The sequence below is a fragment of the Microbacterium sp. RURRCA19A genome (assembly GCF_900156455.1).
Lineage (GTDB): Bacteria > Actinomycetota > Actinomycetes > Actinomycetales > Microbacteriaceae > Microbacterium.
The window spans coordinates 1,507,567-1,529,618 of record NZ_FTNQ01000001.1 but is presented as its reverse complement, the minus strand read 5'-3'; the positions used below and the strand labels follow the sequence as shown (position 1 = coordinate 1,529,618).

Here is a 22,052-nt window from a genome sequence, read left to right as displayed (position 1 = left end):
ATTCCGACACAGGAGAACCAGTGCTCGAATCAACCACTTTCGATCAGCTTCGTATCGGCCTGGCCACCGCCGACGACATCCGTCGTTGGTCTTTCGGTGAGGTCAAGAAGCCCGAAACCATCAACTACCGCACCCTGAAGCCCGAGAAGGACGGTCTGTTCGGCGAGCAGATCTTCGGACCCTCGCGCGACTGGGAGTGCGCGTGCGGCAAGTACAAGCGCGTCCGCTTCAAGGGCATCGTCTGCGAGCGCTGCGGCGTCGAGGTCACCAAGTCCTCGGTCCGTCGTGAGCGCATGGGCCACATCGAGCTCGCCGCTCCCGTGACCCACATCTGGTACTTCAAGGGCGTGCCCTCGCGCCTCGGCTACCTGCTGGACATGGCGCCGAAGGACCTCGAGAAGGTCATCTACTTCGCCGCCTACATGGTCATCTCGGTCGACGAAGACGCTCGTCACCGCGACCTGGCGACGCAGGAGAACAACATCCGTCTCGAGCTGAAGACGCTCGGCGACCGTCGCGACTCGCGCATCGCCGCCCGCCTGGCGAAGCTGGAGGAGGAGCTCGCGGCTCTCGAGGCCGAGGGCGCCAAGGCCGACCAGAAGAAGAAGGTCAAGGACGCCGCCGAGAAGGACATGACCTCGATCCGCAAGAACGCGGACGAGCAGATCGCCAAGCTCGAGCGCGTGTGGGAGGACTTCCGCACGCTCGAGGTCGGCGCCCTGAAGCCCGAGGACGACGTCTTCCACGAGCTGCAGGACCGTTTCGGTCAGTACTTCGAGGCCCACATGGGCGCGGAGTCGATCAAGCGTCGCCTGGAGACCTTCGACCTGGCCGCCGAGTCCGAGAGCCTGCACCTGCAGATCTCCGAGGGCAAGGGTCAGCGCAAGATCCGCGCGATCAAGCGTCTGAAGGTCGTCAACTCGTTCCTGCAGACCGGCATGTCGCCGGCCTCGATGGTGCTCGACGTCGTTCCGGTGATCCCGCCGGAGCTGCGCCCGATGGTCCAGCTCGACGGTGGCCGTTTCGCCACCTCCGACCTGAACGACCTGTACCGTCGCGTGATCAACCGCAACAACCGCCTCCGTCGCCTGATCGACCTCGGTGCCCCCGAGATCATCGTCAACAACGAGAAGCGCATGCTGCAGGAGGCCGTCGACGCGCTGTTCGACAACGGCCGCCGCGGTCGTCCCGTCACCGGCACCGGCAACCGCGCCCTGAAGTCCCTGAGCGACATGCTCAAGGGAAAGCAGGGTCGCTTCCGCCAGAACCTGCTCGGCAAGCGCGTGGACTACTCGGGCCGTTCGGTCATCATCGTCGGACCCCAGCTGAAGCTGCACCAGTGCGGTCTGCCCAAGCAGATGGCGCTCGAGCTGTTCAAGCCGTTCGTGATCAAGCGTCTGATCGACCTCGGTCACTCGCAGAACATCAAGGCCGCCAAGCGTGCCGTCGAGCGCTACCGCCCCGAGGTCTGGGACGTGCTGGAAGAGATCATCCGCGAGCGTCCCGTGCTGCTGAACCGTGCACCCACCCTGCACCGTCTCGGCATCCAGGCGTTCGAGCCCCAGCTCGTTGAGGGCAAGGCGATCCAGCTGCACCCGCTCGTCTGCGCGGCGTTCAACGCCGACTTCGACGGTGACCAGATGGCCGTCCACCTGCCGCTGTCGGTTGAGGCCCAGGCCGAGGCCCGCGTGCTGATGCTCGCGTCGAACAACATCCTGAAGCCGTCCGACGGTCGCCCGGTGACCCTGCCCTCGCAGGACATGATCATCGGCCTGCACCACCTCACCACCCTCAAGGAGGGTGCCGTGGGCGAGGGCCGCGCGTTCGGTTCGGTGGGCGAGGCGATCCTGGCCAAGGACGAGGGCACCCTCGACCTGCAGGCCAAGGCGCGCATCCGCATCCCCGGCCTCACGTTCCTCGAGGGCCAGGCTCCCGAGGGCTACGAGAAGCACGGTCTCGTGGATGCCTCGCTCGGTCAGGCGATCTTCAACGACACCCTCCCCAAGGGCTACCCGTTCGTCCGCGAGCAGGCCGACAAGGGCAAGCTGTCGCAGATCGTCAACAAGCTGGCCGAGGAGTACCCCAAGGTCGAGGTCGCGGCATCGCTCGACCGGATCAAGGACGCCGGTTTCTACTGGGCCACGCGTTCGGGTGTGACGGTCGCGCTGAGCGACATCCTCACGCCCCCGAACAAGGGCGAGATCGTCGCGGGCTACGAGAAGCAGGCCGCGAAGGTCCAGGCGCAGTACGAGAAGGGTCTCACCACCGACGCCGAGCGTCGCCAGGAGCTCATCAAGATCTGGACCGAGGCCACGGATGCCGTCCAGAAGGCGATGCGCGACAACTTCCCGGCCGACAACACCATCAACCGCATGGTCTCGTCGGGTGCCCGTGGTAACTGGCTGCAGATCCGCAACATCGCGGGTATGCGAGGCCTGGTGAACAACCCCAAGGGTGAGATCATCCCGCGCCCGATCATCTCCTCGTACCGCGAGGGTCTGTCGGTCGCCGAGTACTTCATCGCGACGCACGGTGCCCGTAAGGGTCTGGCCGACACGGCTCTCCGTACGGCCGACTCGGGGTACCTGACGCGCCGTCTGGTGGACGTCTCGCAGGACGTCATCATCCGCGAGGAGGACTGCGGCACGTCGAAGGGCCTCGAGCTCCCGATCGCCGCGGTCGACTCGAGCGGCACCCTGGTGAAGGATGCCAACGTCGAGAACTCGGTGTTCGCCCGTACGCTCGCCACGGCGGTCGTCGACGCGCAGGGCACCGTTCTGGCGGAGGCCGGCGACGACGTGGGCGACGTGCTCATCAACAAGCTGGTCGAGGGCGGGGTGGAGTCGATCAAGGTCCGCTCCGTGCTGACCTGCGACTCGGCCGTCGGTGTCTGCGCGAAGTGCTACGGCCGTTCGCTGGCCACCGGAAAGATCGTCGACATCGGCGAGGCCGTCGGCATCATCGCGGCCCAGTCGATCGGTGAGCCCGGTACCCAGCTGACGATGCGTACCTTCCACACGGGTGGTTCCGCGTCGGCCGACGACATCACGCAGGGTCTTCCCCGCGTGCAGGAGCTGTTCGAGGCGCGTACCCCCAAGGGCGCCTCGCCGATCGCGGAGGCCGACGGCCGCATCACGATCGACGAGACCGAGAAGGCCAAGAAGGTCATCCTCACGCCCGACAACGGTGACGAGCCGGTCGTCTACCCGGTCCTCAAGCGCGCGACCCTCCTCGTCGAGGACGGTCAGCACGTCAAGGTCGGCGAGCCCCTCCAGGTCGGAACGCTCGACCCCAAGGAGGTCATGCGCGTGCAGGGCGCCCGCGAGGTGCAGAAGTACCTCGTGAACGGCGTCCAAGGCGTGTACCGCTCGCAGGGTGTGCCGATCCACGACAAGCACATCGAGGTCATCGTGCGCCAGATGCTGCGCAAGGTCACGGTCGTCGACCACGGCGACACCGACCTGCTGCCCGGTGAGCTGGTGGACTTCAAGCGCTACCAGACCATCAACCGCGAGACGGTCGGCGAGGGCAAGCGCCCCGCGTCGGGTCGTCCCGAGCTGATGGGTATCACCAAGGCGTCGCTCGCGACCGAGTCGTGGCTGTCGGCGGCATCGTTCCAGGAGACCACCCGCGTCCTGACGCAGGCGGCCATGGAGGGCAAGAGCGACCCGCTCGTCGGCCTCAAGGAGAACGTCATCATCGGAAAGCTCATCCCCGCCGGAACCGGACTTGCGAAGTACCGCAACGTCACGGTCGAGGCGACGGAGGAGGCCAAGAGCGAGCGGTACCCCAACCGCATCTTCGCCTCGGACGGTGCGTACAGCGACGCCGACCTGAGCTACGTCGATTTCGACAGCTTCTCGACGGACGACTTCACGCCCGGCACGTACAACTGATTGAGGCGAGAGGAGAGCGCGCTCGCTCGCTCTCCCGAGCCGATTGAAAGTTGTTGAGCGACGAAGTCGCGAAGACAACTGATCTAACTGATCGGAATCCCCGAAGGCCCCCGGCTCGCGCCGGGGGCCTTCGGCGTGCCCGGTGCGTTTCCGACGGATGACGTGTCGGGGCCTCGGCGTGTCGCCACGCCGACGCGCCGGGGTGGGTCGCCTACCGTGGACGAGGAGGGATGGATGGCTCGAGTCGCGGGACGCAACGTCTGGATCGCGTGGCCGGTGGGCGTGCTGTGCGCCGCCGTGGTCGCGGTCCTCGCGATGCTCGCCGCCCCGGGGGTCCCGGGCGCGGTGACGTTCGTCGGCGACACGTTGCGGACCGGGACGACGACGCCGGCGTGGACGGATGCGCCGCGGGTCCCGGGACCGGCGTCGACGTGCCGCGATCTGTACACGCAGCCGATGTGGTCCGAGCTCGTGTGGTCGCCCGAGGCTCTGCTCACCCAGCGCCACAGTGGTGCGCTGTCGACCCCCGAGGCGGTGGCGGCCGCGGCGTCGACGCCCGTGATCACGTGCCACTGGCGCGGGGACGCGGGGCGGTGGCTCGAGACGAGCGTGGCCACGGTCTCGGTGGAGGGTGCCGCCGCCGTGGTGGCGACGCTGAGCGGTCAGGGCTTCACGTGCGCGTCCGAGGGTGACACGGAGCACTGCGAGCGCGCCGTCGGTGACGCGGTCGAGGTGCACGACCTCCGCGGCGACCGGTGGGTGTCGTCCACCTTCTCGGGGTGGATGCCGGACGGATACGTCGCGGTCGTGGCATCCCGTGCCTTCGGCGAGTAGTCCGCAACGGTGCCGTCGCCGCCGGGGGAGGGGCGTCAGCCGTAGATGGCGGAGATGATGCTCGCGGTGTACCCGGTGGGGGCGAGGTTGGAGTACTGGGTGTCGATGAGGACGTCGTCGCGCCAGAACAGTGTGCGTCCGTCGTTGACGGCGTAGGTGGCGTTGATCCAGGTCTTCTCGCAGCGCGTTCCGTCGTCGGGCGTGTAGCAGCTGAAGCCCTGCGTGTTGACGAGGTCGTTGAGCATGTCGAGCGCGGGACCGCGGTCGACGCGGGAGATGCGGGTGACGAGCCCGGTGGTGTCGGCGGCGGGGTCGCGCCAGACGCAGATGAGCGACCCGTCGGGTTGGACGCCGGATGCCCCGAGGGCCGGGTCGTTGAGGGGGATCGACCCGAGCTGCGACAGCACATCGGCGGTAAGGATCGCGCGGCAGTCGGTCGGGATCGCCGCCGGTGCCACGGTGGGGGTGATCGTCGGGATCGGCGTGCCGCTCGGAGTGCCGGAGGATGTCGGGGAGACGGCGGTCGGCGGGGCCTCGGCGTCGCCCTGTTCGGGGGCGCAGGCGCTGAGCGCGAGCGCGGCGGCAACCGCGAGCACCGCGGCGAGGGCCGCTGCGGGGTGTCGACCGGTCATGTCGCCCACCCTAGGCGGAGCCGCCGACACGGTCGAGACCGACACACGACGGCACGCCTGCGCCGTGCAGGCCGCGGCGCGGGTTAGCCTGGCGCCGCACCATATCTGCGCGCGTGAGGAGACCCCGATGAGCGACCCCCAGTCGTACGGCGACCCCGTCGACGAGCCCAAGGAAGAGGCGCACGACGTCGTCGGCCGTGCCCACGAGGGGCTTGCCGACGCCGAGGCCGCCCGCCGCGACGCGGTCGACCCGGAGGAAGCGACCGCGGCCTGGAACGAGCGCGAGGGCGGCCACGACTCGGCGACGCCCGCGGCGACGACCACCGTGCACGACGCTTCGCCCGTCGAGCCGCGCAGCCAGACTCCCGTCTCGGCTCCCTCCGCGCACCGTTCGGTCGACCTCGACGACGAGGACGCCCGCTGGGCCGCCTACGCCGCGTCGGCCGAGCCCGAGTCCGGAACGACCCAGACCACCGCCGCGACGACGGTCGAGCCCGCGCGCGACGAGCACCGCTCCGACGCCACCGTCCCGGCCGCGGGTGTCGTGGCCGCGGGGGCGGCGACGGCGGCCACGGCTCCCGCGTACGCGGACGAGACCCGCTCCGTCGGTGCCGCGCAGCCGATCTTCGTGCAGGCCCCGGAGGCTCCGCGTCCCCGCGGCAACCGCGGCGCGGCCGGCGCGATCGGTCTCCTGGCCACCCTCGTCTTCGCCGTGCTCTACCTCGCCGCGACCCTCGGTCTCGGTCTGCTCCTCGGCACGGTCCAGACCGCCGACCTGGCGGACGCCGCACTGGCAGCCCTCACGACGTGGGGCCTGTGGGTGCCCACGGTGGCCTTCTTCGTGGGCTTCTGGTTCCTCGGTGCGATCATCAACCGGGGCGGCTGGGGCCACTGGGTGGTCTGGGGCCTCGTCGTCGGTGTCATCAGCTGGGGCGGCTACCTTCTGGGGGCGCTGTTCGCCGCGCCGTTCTGGATGCTCACGAACCGCGAGGGCATCGATCTGCTGCAGCAGAGCGTCCTCGCCCCGCTCGCGATCGTCGCCTTCGTCCTCGGCCGTGAGCTCACCGTCTGGTTCGGTGCCTGGGTCGCCCGCCGCGGTCGCCGTGTCACCGAGCTGAACGACGAGGCGCAGCGCGAGTACGAGCGCACGCTCGAAGCCGGGCCGCTGCTGGCCCGCTGAGACCGGATGCCATGACTGATGTGCCGCGACCGGCGGGGGTGACCCCGCCGGTCGCCGTCGTTTTCGCGACGGTCGTCTTCCTCGCCCTGGCCATCGCGGGTCTCGGCGTGGTCGGCCTGCTGCTGGACGCGGATGTCATCCCGGTGACGGGTCTCGGGCCGTTGCCCGGTGTGGCGGGGATGCTCCTCGCGGCGACGCTGTTCGCGGGACTGCTGCGGTGGGGTCTGCGGACCGTCCCGCCGGGGTATCCGACCGCGGTGCCGTGCGCGCTGGGTGCGTACGTGGGAGAGACGGTGGGCATCGCGATCGGCGCGGCGGTCACCGGCGGCGACGTGGCCCGCGGGGTCGCCGCGGCGGGGGCCGTGGCGCTCGGGTGGCCGGGCGCGGTGGTCGCGACGTCGGCGTTCCTGGCCGGCGTGTTCGGCGTGCTGCTCGCGCGCACCCGCGGGGAGCGCCCGCACTGGCGGTGGGAGCGCGACGACGACGATGATCGTTGATCCGGGGCCGTGGCATCCTGCCGCTTCCGCATCTTCCGGGCTAGCGTAGGAGCGTGGAGCGGTCGCTCGAGACCCAGGTCGGCCAGGCGGTGGACGCCTGGCTCGCCTGGCTGCCCCGGTGGGAGCCGGCGAACCATCGCGGTCGGGTCGCGCCGTGCCGTCGCTGCTTCGGTTCGCCCGTCCTGTCGGCGGCCGGGCTCGGGGCCGACGTCCCGCACGGTGTGCAGCACGGGCTGTCGACCCGGGTGAAGTCGATCGTCGATCACGCCGTCGCCGAGTACACGTCGCGGAACCTCCCGATGCTGCAGACCGAGCTCGACCAGCAGGCGGCGCGCAACCGTCGACGGTCGTACCGTCCGGCCGAGGGACTCGAGCCCGAGTTCGAAGGGATGCCGCTGGATCCGGAGCCCGAACCCGGTGCGCCGTTCCTCTTCACTCTGACGGGGCTGGCCGCCGAAGAGGATGCCGCGATCCCCGCGCTTCCCCCGCTGTCCGATGCCGCGAAGGCGGCTCTGCGACAGGAGGTCGGCCTGGCCGACGACTACGCCAACATGATCGGCCGCGAGGTCTGCGCGGTACTGCTGCACCACCGGCTGCGCATCCAGGCGGCCGTCGCGGAGTATGTCGAGCCGCAGGTCGCGGCGATGCTGGATGATCTCTCCCGCTTCCTGGACGCCCCGTTCGATCCCCGCGACCCCGGGCCGTTGGCATCCTGAGCGCCCTCCACAAGTCCCCCGACCCGGTCAGGGGGCTTTGTTAGAGTTGCCGGGTTGTCCGCGCGAGGTGTGGCGGACGCGAGTTCCGGGGAGGGGGCACCATGCCGCAGCGCCTGCCCTCGTCACCCCCGATCCTGCCCGGACTCGCCTACATCCGCCCGCTCGGGTCGGGCGGTTTCGCCGACGTCTTCCTCTACGGGCAGGACATGCCCCGTCGTGACGTCGCGGTGAAGGTGCTCCCTAGCGATGTGCGCGACCCCGATCTGCTGCGCATGTTCAACGCCGAGGCCGACGTCCTCGCGCACCTCTCGGCGCACCCCTCGATCGTCACGGTCTACCAGGCCGGGATCTCGGCCGACGGCCGACCCTACATCGTCATGGAGTACTGCCCGGGGTCGCTCGCGCAGCGGTACCGCGTGGAACGGATGCCGGTGGCCGAGGTGCTCTCGATCGGCGTCCGCATGGCGGGTGCCCTCGAGTCGGCCCACCACGCCGGTCTCGTGCACCGCGACGTCAAACCCAGCAACATCCTGGTGACGACCTTCGGCGCCCCGGTCCTGGCCGACTTCGGCATCTCCTCCTCGCTCGTTCGCCAGGGGGCCGACGAGATGCTCGCGATGAGCGTGCCGTGGAGCGCGCCCGAGGTCATCGCCGAGCAGACGGCCGGCACGGTGTCCAGCGAGGTCTGGAGCCTGGGGGCGACCGTCTACTCGCTGCTGGCCGGACACAGCCCGTTCGAGCGCCGCGAGAAGGGGCAGAACTCGCGCGAGCAGCTGCGCCGCCGCATCGCCCGCGCGACGTACACCGAGATCGTCCGCACCGATGTCCCGCCCTCTCTGCAGGCGGTCCTCGCCCGGGCGATGGCGCGCAGCCCCGCCGACCGGTTCGCCAGCGCGCGAGAGGTGGGGGAGGCGCTGCAGAAGGTGCAGTCCGAACTCGGCCTCCCCGCGTCGCCGCTCGAGGTGCCCGCGGCCGAGTGGGCGCCCGCGGCGCGCGCGGTCGACTTCTCCGACGGCGCGTTGCGCGGGCCGGCGCGATCCCACGTCGAGCGCCCGAGCGTCCGCAAGCACCGCGACGCGTCCGGGGTCGCCGGCCTCGCCCGTGACGAGGACACCGACATCTCCGCACCGACGCGTGCGGCGCACCGTCTCCTGCCGTGGGTGCTCGCCGGGGCCGCCCTGGTCGCCTCCGCCGCGATCGTCGTCGTCGCGCTGCTGGCCACCGGGGTCGTCCGGTGAAGCGCCGGACCATCGCGGGGCTCACCTCGACGGCCGTCGCCGCGGTCCTCGTCCTCACGGCCAGCATCGTCTGGCCGGGCCTCGACGCGCAGGAGACTCCCGAGGTCGACACCTCGGTCTGGGCGCTTCAGACCGGCGAGGGGCAGCGGTACGCCCGCGTGAACACCACGGTCGGCGAACTCGACACGGTGCGCACCGCGGGCAACCCGAGCCAGGTCGCACAGGGACCGGAGGGCGCCTACCTCTTCACCGACGGCTACAGCAAGATCGCGCGCATCGACGAGGCCCAGCCGGTCGATCTGCAGGAGGAGCAGCTGGATTCCGCTCCCGACACCCCGCCGGGCACGACCTCGGTCGTCACGGCCGGCGACTACGTCGTCTACCGCACCGACACCGGGGCCCTGTACGCGAGCCGGCTCAGCCGCGCCGGGCAGTCGGTCACCGAGCTCGACCCGTTCGGGACCGCGGGCGACGACGACGCGCGTACGTATACGGCGGATGCCGTGGCCGTCGACGCGCGCGGCATGCTCTTCGCCTACTCGTCCGCGGACGGCTCGGTCATCCGATACGACATCGAGGCCGATGAGCTGAGGGGACGCGACGCCCTCCAGGTCGACGTCGCGTCCCCGGTGCTCACCGCCGCGGGGGACCAGTGGGTGCTCGTCGACGCCGACGCGGGGCGCGTGTGGGTCCGCGGCCACGACCCGGTCGACCTCGACACCACCGATCAGCTGATCGTGGGCGACCCCGACCCGCGCGGCGACGCCGTCTACCTCGTCGACGACCAGTCGCTGTGGAGCGTCCCCGTCGACGGGGGCGAACCGCGGCGCGAGGTCGGCGCGGGCGGCAACGTGCTCGGGCAGCCGGCCAAGCCCCTCGAGCACGACGGGGTCGCGTACGCCGCGTGGCTCCTCCCGGGCGACGCGCGCGGAACCCTGTGGCGGTCGGATGCCGGCGAGACGGACCTCTCCTACGGCGGCGCGACCATGCCGGACCAGCGGCGGCCGGTGTTCGTCGCGACCGAGCACGCCGTCATCCTCAACGAGACCCGGACGGGGTGGGTGTGGACCGTGCCGGAGGGCGCGCTCCTCGCGTCGAGCCAGAGCTGGACGCTCGACGACCGCACCGAGGAGGCCGCGGTGCAGAGCGAGGAGCAGCTGAGCGTCGTCCTCGACCCGAAGCCGCCGATCGCCGAGCCCGACAGTTTCGGCGTGCGCGCCGGACGCCTGGTGACGTTGCCCGTCCTGCTGAACGACCACGACCCGAACGAAGACGTCCTGAGCATCGTGGGCGAGAGCGTGACGGGCCTCGACCCCGGTTTCGGCAGCCTGTCCGTGACCGACGACGGCCAGCGGCTCGCGGTGCGGGTCGCCCCGGATGCCACCGGGTCGGCGACGTTCTCGTACGCGGTGACCGACGGCACCACCGCCGACGGCCTCACCTCCGCGTCGACGACGGTGACGCTCGCGGTGTCGCCCGAGGGGTCCAACGCCGCCCCGGTCTGGTGCGGCGTCGAGAAGTGTCTGCAGCCCTGGCCCACGCCCGAGGTCGCGCGCGGCGGCACCATCACCGTCCCGGTCCTCCCCGGCTGGGTCGACCCCGACGGCGACCCGCTGCTGCTGCTGTCGGTCGACAATCCGGGCGGCGTGGGCAGCGTGGCATCCACTCCCGCCGGCGAGGTGGTGTACCAGCACGCCGACGACGGGTCCGGCGGAGAGCAGGTCGTCCAACTCGACGTGACCGTGGCCGACACGCGCGGCGCGACGACGACGAAGCCGTTGGTGATCCGCGTCGCCCCCGACCCGGCGCTCGCCGTGCAGTCCTTCGCGGTCGTCGACACCGCCGGATCCGCGCTGACCGTCGACGTGGGCCCCCACGTGACCGGCACCGCGGGTGACGTGACGATCGGCTCGGTGCGCGTCCTGGACGACGCGGCCGCGACCGCGACGGTGGTCGGCGGCACGACGACGTTCGACTTCACGGCCGCGCAGCCGGGTGTCTACCGCGTCGACTTCACCGTCACCGGTTCCGGTCGGGATGCCACGGGCACCGCGCGCATCACACTGCTCCCGGCCGACGCGCCGGCGCAGCTGTCGACCGCTCCCGTCGTCGCCTTCGTGCGCCCCCAGGAGGACGCGACGCTCGACGTGTTCGCCGCCGTGTCCAATCCCACTGGACGCGTTCTGCTCTTGAGCGATGTCGTCGCGTCGGCCGAGGAGGGTGCGTCCCTCACCGTGGACACGGTCGGTCAGAACGATCTCCGTGTCTCGGGAAGCACCGCCGAGGGCGGTCCGGGTCTCCTGGGGACCGTCGCCTACACCGTGAGCGACGGAACCGACGACGAGGGCTCCCGCATCGGCGGCGAGGCGACCGTCTATCTGCTCCCTCCGGCTCCCGAGATCGCGCCGATCGCGGTCGACGACACCGTCACCGTGCGCGCCGGCACCCAGGCCGACATCCCCGTGCTCGACAACGACGTGTCCCCGGCCGGCGGTCGCCCGACCCTCGACCCGGCGTCCGTCCAGGCCAGCCCGTCCAGCGACGGACTGGCGTTCGCCTCCGGGGGCGTGCTGCGCTATCTCGCGCCCACGGCGCCGGGGTCGTACGAGGTGACCTACCGCGTGTACACGACGGGGACGCCCTCGCTGTCGGACGAGGCGACCGTGCGGATCACGGTCCTCGGTCCCGAGGCCAACCGCGCTCCGGTCCCCGACACTCTGCAGGGGCGCGTCCTCAGCGGCGGTACGACCACCGTGCCGTTCCGCAGCTTCGGTGCCGACCCCGACGGCGACGCGGTCGTGCTCGATCGCATCGTGACGCAGCCCGACCGGGGCACCGCCTCGATCTCGGCGGACGGCTCCTCGATCGTGTACTCCTCCGTCGCCGGCGACCGGGGGCAGGTCTCCTTCCGCTATCGCGTGTCCGACCCGTCCGGCGCCACGGGCGAAGGCACGGTCCGCATCGGAGTCCTGGATGCCGAGGCCAACCCGAGCCCCATCACGTTCACCGACTACGTCCAGGTGCAGGCCGGCGCCGACAGCCGTATCCGAGTGAGCCCCCTCGCCAACGACATCGACCCCACGCAGGGACGTCTGAAGCTCACCGGCGTGCGCCCCGATCTTCCGGAGACGCTCGTCGACGGCAGTGACAACCCCGAGTACGCGCGTCTCGACGCGCTGGTCGAGAACGTCTCGGACACGGGGGTCGTGATCCGCGCCGGCGAGGCCCCCGCGACGATGTCGTTCCTGTACGACGTCGAGTCCGATTCCGGCAACACCGGCCGAGGGCTCATCGTGGTGAAGGTCGTGCGGGAGAGCGTGCCCGACTACCCGGTCGTGGCGGACACGGTGCTCACGGTCGAAGACCGCGACCAGTTCGTCTCGGGCGTCGACGTGCTGGCCGGCCGCGCCACCTGGTCGGGCGGCGACGTTTCGGATCTGCGCGTGTCCCTGTGGGGCACCCCCGCCGGCGTCCGCATCGACGGTCGTCTGATCTCGGGCGATCTTCCCGCGACGCGTCGCGTCATCCCGTTCGCCGTGTCCGGCACGGTGGGGGGCGAGGAAGTGACCACCTACGCGTTCGTGCGCGTCCCGGGCGACGACGACCTGACCCTGGCGCTGCGACCCGGCTCCGCGCAGCGCGTCGACGAACTGGCATCCGTGGAGTTCGACATGGCGGCCCTCGTGGCCGTCCCGCGGCGGGCGACGCTCGAGGTCGGTCCCGACATCACGACCACGGGGGTGCGCCCCGAGGGGCGGTGCAGCGTCGCCGACACGGTCGTCCGCTACGACGCGGGCACGGGTTCGCCCTGGACCGACGCCTGTCAGGTGCCGGTGCGCGTCGCCGGCACAGAGGAGTGGACGGTGCTGTCGGTGCCGATCGGGGTCGTGGCGCGTAATCCGCAGCCCGAACTGCGTCCCGGATCTCTCACGGTCGGACCGGGCGAGACGGCGACGTTCGACCTGCGGAACATGACCGGCTGGCAGCTGGGCCGCGAGGACTGGGCCGGCATCCGGTACGCCCTCGACTACTCCGGATCGGCGTTCTCGTCCGTGACGCTCGACGGCTCGGTCGTCACCGTCACCGGCGCCGACCGCGCGGTCCCCGGCAGCGAGAACGCCGCGATCGTCTCGGTGACCAGCCACAACGCGGTGGCTCCCGCGCGTCTCCTGCTGCGCGTCGGTGCGGCGCCCTCGACCCTGCCCCAGGGTGGAACGACGACGCTGCAGTGCTCGCAGGCGTCGGGGTCGAGCTGCACGATCGACGCCGTGGCGCTTCCGGGCGAGGTGAATCCGCTGCCGCGCACGCCGCTCGAGGTCGTGAGCGTGCGTCCTACCAGCGCGTGCGCGGGAGTCGGTTTCGACGTCGCGTCGTCGTCGGGCGTGCGGGCTTCGTGGACGTCCGACGCGCCGGGCGCGACGTGCGCGGCCAGCGTCACCCTCAAAGACGCCCAGGGGCGCTCGACCGCGGGAGCGCGCGACGCCCGCGTGGTCCTCGACCTTCAGGGGTTCCCCCGTGCGCCCGCGAGCGTGCGTCAGACGGCGTACGCCGACGGATCGCTCACGCTCCGCATCGACCCCGGCGAGGCCCGGCGGGCGTACCCGGCGCTCACCGGATTCCGGGTGCGCTTCGGCGGTGAGGTGGTCGCCGAGTGCGGCCCCGACGGTTCGTGTCCCGCGATCGGCGCGCCCAACGGCGAGCAGCGCGAGTACGTGGTCACCGCCGTGAACGACGTCGGTGAGTCGCGTGGTTCGGTGCGCACGAACGCATGGGCGTACGACCCGCCGGCGCGGCCGGAGTCGGGCGACTTCACGCCGGTGGTCACGCGCGACGGAGCGGGCAACGTCGCCGATCTCGTCATCCGCGGGGTGGAGTCGTCCGAGACCGGTCAGCTTGAGATCCGCAGTGCCGCCGGAGAGACGCGGACCGTGAGCGTCGGGCGCAACCAGACCGACGTGCGGGTCGACGGATTCCAGGTCGGCAGCAACTCCGGCACCCAGATCACCGTCATCCCCACCTCGCGGTTCGACGTCCCGGCGGGTCTCGGCGGCTCGGCCCAGGGTGGGACGCTCACGTTCTCGGCGCACGGCGTCGGGGCGCCGATCGATCCGAACCTGACGCTGTCCTCCCGGTCGACCGGGGACGGCGTCTCGACGGTGGTCGCCGAGGGCGCCGCAGGTCAGAACGGCACGGATTCCCAGCTGCGCTACGGAATCGTCGAGGGCGCCCTGTGCCGCGTCGGAGACGACGGGCCGCGTCGCGAGTTCCCGGGCAAGCTCGACGGCGTGGCCTACACGTTCACCCTCTGCGTCGAGTCGAGCTACGGCGGCCGGTCGTACGGCACGCGGTCGGTGACGCAGGAGATCCGGGTCGCACAGGACACCGCCGCCCCGCGCGGATACACCTTCCAGGTCGGAGCGAGGGCAGACGTGGGCACCGAGGACGGCCGCCCGGTGGCACGCTGGCGGATCTCGGGGATCACCGAGGGTACCCCGCCCCCGCGCTTCAACGACGTGGAGTACAGCAACTTCGACAATGACCGTTCCACGGTGTTCGGTGCCGACCCGAACATCGGCGTGTACTTCCAGCATCAGTTCTGGGGCACGACCTCCGAGACCGGGCGGGTCGCCCCCGCGTCCGGGAGCGCGCCGTACCAGGTGCAGGCCAGCACGCGCGTGGCATCCTGCGTCGCGGGCGAACGCCTGCAGGTGTCGTCGAGCTCGAGCAACGATCTGGCCGCGATGACGCTCGACCGGACGGCTGTGCGGTACATCGACGAGAACGGCAAGACGATCACTCCGCCCGAGGGCTCCGACCTCGTGCCGAAGGGTGCGGTGAAGGTCGAGAACGTCCAGGTCACCGTCGACTGGTCCGCGCGCGGCTGGGGTCTCGATACGGCCGTCCTCAAGACCAGCGGCACCTGCCAGCCCGGCGCCGACCCCGCCGACCCCACGAACCCCTGATCCCCCCCCGACAGAGAGACGCACCGCCATGACGATCACCCAGGAACAGGCGACCTGGTACGCCCAGACCTTCGCGCAGATCGCCGACAACGTCGAGCGCGCCGTGCTCGGCAAGCGGCATGTCGTCGAGCTCGTGCTCACGGCGATGCTCAGCGACGGGCACGTGCTGCTCGAGGACGTCCCGGGAACGGGCAAGACCTCGCTCGCCCGCGCCGTCGCGCAGTCCGTGCAGGGCACGAACACCCGCATCCAGTTCACCCCCGACCTGCTGCCGGGCGACATCACCGGCATCACGGTGTACGACCAGAAGACGGGCACGTTCGAGTTCCACGCGGGCCCGATCTTCGCGAACATCGTCCTGGCCGATGAGATCAACCGCGCGAGCCCGAAGACGCAGTCCGCGCTGCTCGAGGTCATGGAGGAGGGTCGGGTCACGATCGACGGCGTCTCGCGCGAAGTGGGCGTGCCGTTCCTGGTGCTCGCCACCCAGAACCCCGTCGAGCAGGCGGGCACGTACCGGCTCCCCGAGGCGCAGCTCGACCGTTTCCTGCTGCGCACCTCGCTCGGCTACCCCGACCACGCCGCCACGGTCCGCATCCTGGACGGCGCTCCCGTCGCGACCGCGGATCTGCGCCCGATCATCACCCCGCAGGCCCTCGTCGGCATGGCCGATCTCGCCGCGAGCGTCTACGTCGACGCGCTCGTGCTCGACTACATCGCGCGGATCGTGGATGCCACCCGCTCGGCCGACGAGGTCCGCCTCGGGGTCAGCATCCGCGGCGCGCTCGCGCTGACGCGGGCGACCCGGGCGCGCGCGGCGGCCCAGGGGCGGACGTACGCCACCCCGGACGACGTGAAGGCACTCGCCGTGGCCGTGCTCTCGCACCGCCTGATCCTGCACCCCGAGGCGGAGTTCGACGGTGTGACGCAGGAGGCCGTCGTCGGGCAGGTGCTCCTGGACACGGTGCCCCCGACGCAGCGCGAGAGCGCCTGACCCGTGCGCCCGCGCCCGTTCCTCCGCCCGCGAGGGGTGACGTCGTGCCCGACGTGAACCTGACCGAATCGCGGCTGACGCGTACGTCCGCCGGCACGATCGGCACGGGCTCGCGCACCTCGATCACCTCCACGTCGACCCGTCGCACCCGTCGGCTGGTGCGCGCGGCCGTCCGCGCCGCCGAGGTGTGGCGCACGGTCGTGGATGCCGGGGCGACGGCCGTGCGATGGGCGGGTCGCACGGTGCGCCCGGCGGGCGCCGTCGTGGCGGTCGCGGCGACCGCGGGTCTGGCGCTGGGCCTCGTCTTCGGCTGGGTGGAGTGGATGGTCGCCGGGTCCGTCGCGCTGCTGCTTCTGCTGATGAGCGTCCCGTTCCTCTTCGGGGCGCGCGCGTACGACGTCGACCTCTCCCTCACCCACGAGCGGGTCGTCGCCGGGCAGGGCGTGACGGGTGAGATCGCGGTGCGGAACGACAGCGGAAGACCGGCGCTCCCCGGACGTCTGGACATCCCTGTCGGTCGGGGGCTGGTCGAGTTCGCCGTCCCCCTGCTGCGGCCCGGGCACGGCGTGACCGAACCGCTGGAGATCCCGCCGCTTCCCCGCGGGGTGGTGCGCATCGGCCCCGTCACGACGGTGCGCAGCGACCCGGTGGGTCTGCTGCGCCGCGAGCACGCGTTCGACGACGTGCACGATCTCCACGTGCACCCGCGCACCGTGGGGCTTCCCTCCACGAGTGCCGGCCTGATCCGCGACCTCGAGGGCAACGCCACCCGGCGGCTCGTCGATGCCGACATGTCGTTCCACGCGATCCGCGAATACGTTCCCGGCGATTCCCGGCGCCAGGTGCACTGGAAGTCGACGGCCAAGACGGGCCGATTGATGGTGCGCCAGTACGAGGAGTCGCGCCGCTCGCGGATGGCGGTCGTGCTCGCCGCGGCCACGCAGGAGTACGCGGATGCCGACGAGTACGAGCTGGCCGTCTCGGCCGCCGCCTCGCTGGGCCTGCGCGCCGTCCGCGACGCGCGGGACATCGACGTGGTGACCGGGACCGAGATCCCGCGGGTCGTGCAGGGGCGTCTGCGCGCCATCCGACATGTCCCCACGGTGACGCCGCGCGCGATGCTCGACGGTTTCAGCGCGATCGCCCACCACGAGAACACGATGCCGGTCGAGGACGTCTGCCGACTGGCATCCGAGGCGAACGAGAGACTGTCCATCGCCTTCGTGGTCGTCGGCTCGGCCGTGTCCGTCGGGCGGCTGCGCCAGGCGGCACTCGCCTTCCCCGCCGACACCGCGGTCGCCGCCGTCGTGTGCGACGAACGGGCACACCCGCGCATGCGCAGCATTGCGGGGCTCACGGTCCTGACGATCGGGACGCTCGACGATCTCGCGGGGCTCCTCGTGCGGGGGGCGACCTCGTGAGCGCGCCGACGCGCCGCGTTGATCCGGCCCGACGCGTGCGCGTCCTCGCAGCCGTGGTGTTCACGGCCGTGTCCGCCGTCCTCGCGACCGTCGCGGCGTGGCCGGTGTACGCCTCGCCCTCGCTGATCGTCCTTGTGGTGGTCGCGGTACCGGTGTCGGTCGGGCTCGTGGGGCTGAGTGCGTGGCGCCGGTGGGGCGGATGGGCCACCGCCGCCCTGATCGCCGGGGCGTTCACCGTGCTCGCGGTGCCGCTCGCCGTGCCGTCGCGTCTGGGCGGCCCCCTCGAGATCCTCCGCGGGCTCGGCGAGGCGTTCGCCGGCGTCGTGCTGGGATGGAAGGACCTCGTCACCGTCGAACTTCCGGTCGGCGACTACCGCAACCTGCTGGTGCCGGCCCTCCTGGTCTTCCTGGTGGGGACGGCGGCGACCCTCGGGCTCGCGCTCCGCGCCGATCGGCTCGCCCCGTTCGCCGTCGTGAGCGGCCTCGCGATGAGCGGATTCGGACTGTTCTTCGGCCGCACGTCGACGAGTGCCCCCCTGACGATCGGTCCGCTGTCGCTCGCGGCGCCCGTCGAGACGGGTGTCGGAGTGGCGGCCGTCCTCTCGGCGGTGCTGTGGCTCGCGTGGCGCACGCGCGACGAGCGCGTGCGCGCGCTCCGCCGTGCGAGTGAGAGCGGTGCGGTCGCGCAGCCTCGCCGCCGGTCGCGCACCGATCGGCGGCGTGCGGTACTGGGCGCGGGGATGGTCGTCGTCGCCGTCGTGGCCGCGGTGGCGGTCGTGCCCTGGGCGGCGCGGGATGCCGATCGCCGCGTGCTGCGATCGGCGGCGGGGCCCGAGCGGCAGATCGCCGAGGCCGTGAGCCCGCTGTCGGAGTACCGGGCGATGTTCTCCGACGCCCGCGACGAGGACGTGCTGTTCCGCGTCGACAGCACCGGCACCGCGCCCGAGCGCATCCGGGTGGCGACCCTGGACATGTACGACGGTGAGGTCTATCGATCCTCCGGGTCGCGGCAGGGCGCATTCGTGCGGGTTCCGGCGAGCCTGCCGGCCGGCGCCGGCCGTGCGGTGGAGGCCGACATCCGGATCGACGACCTCGGCGGGATCTGGATGCCGACCGCCGGGGGACTCGTCTCGGCGACGTTCGAGGGTGACCGCCGCAACGCACTCGCCGACCGCTTCTACTACAGCGCGGATGCCGAGGCCGGTGTGCAGATCGCCGACGGAGGGCTGCTCCCGGGCGACGCGTACGAGATCTCCGCGGTGGAGCCCACCGACGTCGATCCCGCGACGTTCACGGCATCCGGGGTCGACGGTGGCGTCACCGGGGGCGAGAACCTCCGGCGATGGGTCGACGAGCACGCCACGGGCGATTCGGGGTCGGATCTGGTGGCGCTGGTCCGCCTCCTCCGCGATCGCGGCTATCTGAGCCACGGGCTCGCTCCCGCCGCGGGCGCACCGCTGCCGAAATGGACGACGGACCTCGCCGGCTACCAGTTGCAGCCCAGCGCGTCGGGGCACTCGCTGGCCCGTATCGAGACGATGTTCCAGCGACTCCTCGAACGCGAGGACGATCCGCGCGCGCAGTCGACCGGCAACTACGTCGCCGCGGTCGGGGACGACGAGCAGTTCGCCGTGGCCGTTGCGCTCATCGCAGGAGAGCTCGGCTTTCCCGCGCGCGTCGTGGTCGGCACGCGGCTGAGCTCGAGCGATCCCGGGGTGGCGACGTGCGAGTCCGGCGAGTGCCGTGCACGCGACCTGAGTGCGTGGACCGAGGTGCGCGACGTCGACGGGCGGTGGGCGGCGATCGACGTGACCCCGCAGTGGGAACTGTCCCCCAGCCTCGAGGTGACGCAGCAGCGCGACCCCGAGAACGTCACCGAGGTGCGCCCCGACACCGTCGACGAGGTCGTTCCTCCCGACCCGGTGCAGGAGGACAACGCCCTCACCGACGACGCCAAGGACGACGACGGGCTCGATCTCGCGTGGTTGTGGCCGATCCTGCGGATCACCGGGATCGGGCTCCTGGTCGTTCTCGTCCTGTTCGGTCCCTTCCTCGCCGTCGTGGTGGCCAAGGCCGTACGGCGTCGCAGCCGTCGCCGCGACCCGGATCCGCGGGTGTCGATCTCCGGCGGCTGGGACGAATACGTGGATGCCGGAGTGGATGCCGGCCGCGATCCGCGACGGTCCTCGACCCGCCGCGAGGTGGCCGAAGCCTTCGCCACCCCGTCGGGGCTGCGCCTCGCCGATGAGGCGGACCGGGCCGTCTTCTCGTCGCGCACCGTGACCGCCGACGAGGCGGAGGACTTCTGGCGCATCGTCGAGGAGGATCGTCGCGTGCTGACGCGTCAGCGCGGCTGGTGGCGCCGCGTCCGCGCGGCCGTATCGTTGAGATCGTTCCTGCGGTTCTTCGCCCCGAGCCCCATGCGCCGACGGCCGCCGCACCGCGACGAGAGGGGGAAGCGCCCGCCCGCCGGGCGGCGCGAGACGAGATGAATGATTCCACGGGTGTGATCCTGGGGGCGCTGACGCTGCTCCTCTTCGTGATCCTGTACGTCTGGTACTCGCTGGCTCTGGCCGCCGTCTTCGCGAAGACGGGGGAGTCGACGTGGAAGGCGTGGGTGCCGTTCGTCAACCTGGGGGCGGTGCTGAAGCTCGGCGGGTTCTCGCCGTGGCTCGTCCTGCTGATCCTCATCCCGTTCTTCGGTGCGCTGGCGTTCGCGGTGGTCTTCATCGTGGCGGTGCATCGCGTCAACCGTGGTTTCGACCGCGGCGCGGGGATGACCGTCCTCGGGGCGCTTCTGACCGTGGTGTGGGCGAGCATCCTGGGATTCGGCTCCGCGCGGTGGACGGGGGCGGCCCCGGGGGTGCGCCGGTCCGGTGGCGTCGACGAGAACTCCGCCCCGGTGCGTCGCGGCCAGGACTTCGCCGGTCCCTACGTCCCGCTCGTGGGCGGATGGACGCCGGAACCTCAGGCGACCGCGGATGCCGCGGAGCGAGAGGACGCGCCGGTCGCGCAGCCGGTGTCCGAGCCGATCGCGCTGCCGTTCTCCGCCGTCTCCCCGTCGCTCGCCGATGCGCCGCCGCCCACCGACTGGACGCCTCCGACGCTCCCCGGGGTACCCGCGTTCGCGCCGCCGGCCGCCGAGGCCGAGTCGTCGGACGTCCCGCGGGCCCAGGATCCCGAGGACGCCCGCGCCTCGGTGTCCGAGGCGCTCGCGGCTCTGCGCGCACCGGCCGAGGGACAGGACGGATCCGTCGAAGGTCGGTCGGGCGACCCCGAGCCGTGGCGCGCTCCGACGGCCGCGGCCGTCGAGACCGACGCGGTCGCGGACGAGCCGCTCACTCGCCCGGCTCCGGTCGACGTCCCCGTATCCGCCGTGCCCGCGCCGACGGACGGGGGGCCGGGCGAGGAGTTCCCCGAGCTCTCGGAGGCGGTGTCCGCCGTCCCGGACGCCCCCCACGCGGGGGCACCGAGATCGGCGCGCACGTCGGTGTCGGCGCTGTACACGCAGCCGGAGTTCCCCGCGGAGCCCGACGACGCCGACTTCGACGCCCTCGACCGCACGGTGGTGACCCGGCGCCGTCGGATCCCGTGGGCTCTGGTTCCGCCGAACGGTGTCCCGATCGACCTGACCTCCGACGTGGTGATCCTGGGACGTCGACCCAGCCCGGACGCGACCCACCCCGACGCGCAACTCGTGCCGATCGCCGACGAGACCCGCACCGTCTCGAAGACGCATGCGCGCCTTCAGCTGCGAGGTGAGACCTGGTTCGTCACCGACCTCGACTCGACCAACGGCGTGCTGTTCGCCACGCTCATGGGCACCGAGGTCGAGGCGCCTCCCGGCGAGGAGATCGAGGCGGGCGAGCGGTTCTTCCTCGGCGACGCGGAGGTGCGCCTGACGAGGAGGGAACCGTGAGCGGGCCCTACGACGTCCCCGACGATCCGGACGAGGTCACCCTCTGGGCGGGTCGGCTGCGCGCGTGGCCGACCCCGCCCGCCCCCGAGGACACGGACGACATCGACGGCGACACCGCGATCTCGTCCCGGCCCGCGGTCGCGGACGACACGGTCCGCGTCGTCCGCGATGCTCCGGTCGACGACACCGTCCGCGTGGAGCGCGAGAATCCGACCGACGACACGGTCCGTGTGCGGCACGATCGGCCGGACGTCGACCGCGGACCCGGACCGGCGGACGCCCCTGCTGACGAGACCGTCCGGGTGGCGCGAGATCGGTCCGAGCCCGCGGATGCTCCGCCGGTCGACGAGGCCACCGCCCCCGGTCGGCGGCGCGGCGACGGCTCCTCACCGGCCGCCCCCGTGGACGTCGACGACGAGGCCCGCACCGGTGACACCGCCGCGGGCACGCGGCGTGACCGCTCCCGCGGGCGCCTCGAGGCGCCCGAGATCCCCTCCGGCGATCCCGTGCCGGCGCCCCGTCAGGCGCGCGTGCCCGGCGCCGATCACGCCCTGTACCGCCCCCGTGCGGACGAGGCGATCCGCGTCACCCGTGCCGTCCCGCCCTCTCGTCCGATCGACGCACCGGATGCCGCCGTGGTGCGGCCGCGCACGGCGCGAAGGGCTCGGATCCGTGGCGTGATCCTCGCCGCCGCGGTCCTCGTGGTGGTCGCCGGGGCGGCGATCGCGTTGTTCCTGCTGATGGGCTGAGCATCGCGCAGCG

13 protein-coding genes are annotated in these 22,052 nt (G+C 71.8%); 12 read left to right on the top strand and 1 reads right to left on the bottom strand.

Going from position 1 to position 22,052, the window contains the following annotated elements:
- The first annotated feature begins 20 nt into the window (after positions 1–20).
- Positions 21–3,896 (top strand): DNA-directed RNA polymerase subunit beta', encoded by a 3,876-nt coding sequence (rpoC, locus tag BW982_RS07360; protein WP_076491390.1) that lies wholly within the window; start codon positions 21–23, stop codon positions 3,894–3,896.
- Positions 3,897–4,130: 234 nt separating this feature from the next.
- Positions 4,131–4,730, top strand: coding sequence for a hypothetical protein (locus BW982_RS07355; protein ID WP_076491388.1), 600 nt, complete (start codon positions 4,131–4,133; stop codon positions 4,728–4,730).
- Positions 4,731–4,765: 35 nt separating this feature from the next.
- Here the strand turns inward: BW982_RS07355 and BW982_RS07350 are convergent, their stop codons facing one another.
- Positions 4,766–5,362, bottom strand: a complete 597-nt coding sequence (locus BW982_RS07350) for a hypothetical protein (RefSeq protein WP_076491386.1) — start codon at positions 5,360–5,362, stop codon at positions 4,766–4,768.
- A gap of 127 nt (positions 5,363–5,489) precedes the next feature.
- Here BW982_RS07350 and BW982_RS07345 point away from each other — a divergent pair, with 127 nt between their 5' ends.
- From BW982_RS07345 to BW982_RS07300, 10 genes are all read left to right on the top strand, one after another.
- Positions 5,490–6,542 (top strand): hypothetical protein, encoded by a 1,053-nt coding sequence (locus BW982_RS07345; protein WP_076491384.1) that lies wholly within the window; start codon positions 5,490–5,492, stop codon positions 6,540–6,542.
- Between the two features lie 11 nt (positions 6,543–6,553).
- Entirely contained in the window at positions 6,554–7,039 is a 486-nt protein-coding gene (locus BW982_RS07340; protein ID WP_139327344.1) for a hypothetical protein, read from the top strand.
- Between the two features lie 53 nt (positions 7,040–7,092).
- Positions 7,093–7,755: a spermidine/putrescine ABC transporter substrate-binding protein gene (locus BW982_RS07335; protein ID WP_076491382.1), complete on the top strand. Its 663-nt coding sequence runs from the start codon at positions 7,093–7,095 to the stop codon at positions 7,753–7,755.
- 101 nt (positions 7,756–7,856) lie between these two features.
- Complete coding sequence (locus BW982_RS07330; protein ID WP_076491380.1) at positions 7,857–8,993, top strand: serine/threonine-protein kinase; 1,137 nt, start codon at positions 7,857–7,859, stop codon at positions 8,991–8,993.
- Positions 8,990–14,956, top strand: a complete 5,967-nt coding sequence (locus tag BW982_RS07325; protein ID WP_076491378.1) for an Ig-like domain-containing protein — start codon at positions 8,990–8,992, stop codon at positions 14,954–14,956. The genes BW982_RS07330 and BW982_RS07325 overlap by 4 nt, the downstream gene beginning before the upstream one ends.
- A 28-nt stretch (positions 14,957–14,984) precedes the next feature.
- On the top strand, positions 14,985–15,950 hold the full coding sequence (locus tag BW982_RS07320; protein WP_076491376.1) for an AAA family ATPase: 966 nt from the start codon (positions 14,985–14,987) through the stop codon (positions 15,948–15,950).
- Between the two features lie 44 nt (positions 15,951–15,994).
- Positions 15,995–17,371, top strand: coding sequence for a DUF58 domain-containing protein (locus BW982_RS07315; RefSeq protein ID WP_083696546.1), 1,377 nt, complete (start codon positions 15,995–15,997; stop codon positions 17,369–17,371).
- A 35-nt stretch (positions 17,372–17,406) separates the two neighbouring features.
- The gene (locus BW982_RS07310; RefSeq protein ID WP_083696591.1) at positions 17,407–19,863 is read left to right on the top strand and encodes a transglutaminase TgpA family protein; all 2,457 of its coding nucleotides are present in this window, start codon (positions 17,407–17,409) and stop codon (positions 19,861–19,863) included.
- Positions 19,860–21,290 carry a DUF5684 domain-containing protein gene (locus BW982_RS07305; protein ID WP_139327343.1) on the top strand — a complete coding sequence of 477 codons (1,431 nt, stop codon included), beginning with the start codon at positions 19,860–19,862 and terminating at the stop codon, positions 21,288–21,290. The genes BW982_RS07310 and BW982_RS07305 overlap by 4 nt, the downstream gene beginning before the upstream one ends.
- On the top strand, positions 21,287–22,039 hold the full coding sequence (locus BW982_RS07300; RefSeq protein ID WP_076491370.1) for a hypothetical protein: 753 nt from the start codon (positions 21,287–21,289) through the stop codon (positions 22,037–22,039). The genes BW982_RS07305 and BW982_RS07300 overlap by 4 nt, the downstream gene beginning before the upstream one ends.
- Positions 22,040–22,052 lie beyond the last annotated feature (13 nt).

Bases quoted from the DNA above. Each gene is read 5' to 3' on its own strand.
- BW982_RS07355 (WP_076491388.1), top strand. From the start codon at position 4,131: ATGGCTCGAGTCGCGGGACGCAACGTCTGGATCGCGTGGCCGGTGGGC.
- BW982_RS07350 (WP_076491386.1), bottom strand. From the start codon at position 5,362: ATGACCGGTCGACACCCCGCAGCGGCCCTCGCCGCGGTGCTCGCGGTT.
- BW982_RS07345 (WP_076491384.1), top strand. From the start codon at position 5,490: ATGAGCGACCCCCAGTCGTACGGCGACCCCGTCGACGAGCCCAAGGAA.
- BW982_RS07340 (WP_139327344.1), top strand. From the start codon at position 6,554: ATGACTGATGTGCCGCGACCGGCGGGGGTGACCCCGCCGGTCGCCGTC.
- BW982_RS07330 (WP_076491380.1), top strand. From the start codon at position 7,857: ATGCCGCAGCGCCTGCCCTCGTCACCCCCGATCCTGCCCGGACTCGCC.
- BW982_RS07320 (WP_076491376.1), top strand. From the start codon at position 14,985: ATGACGATCACCCAGGAACAGGCGACCTGGTACGCCCAGACCTTCGCG.
- BW982_RS07305 (WP_139327343.1), top strand. From the start codon at position 19,860: ATGAATGATTCCACGGGTGTGATCCTGGGGGCGCTGACGCTGCTCCTC.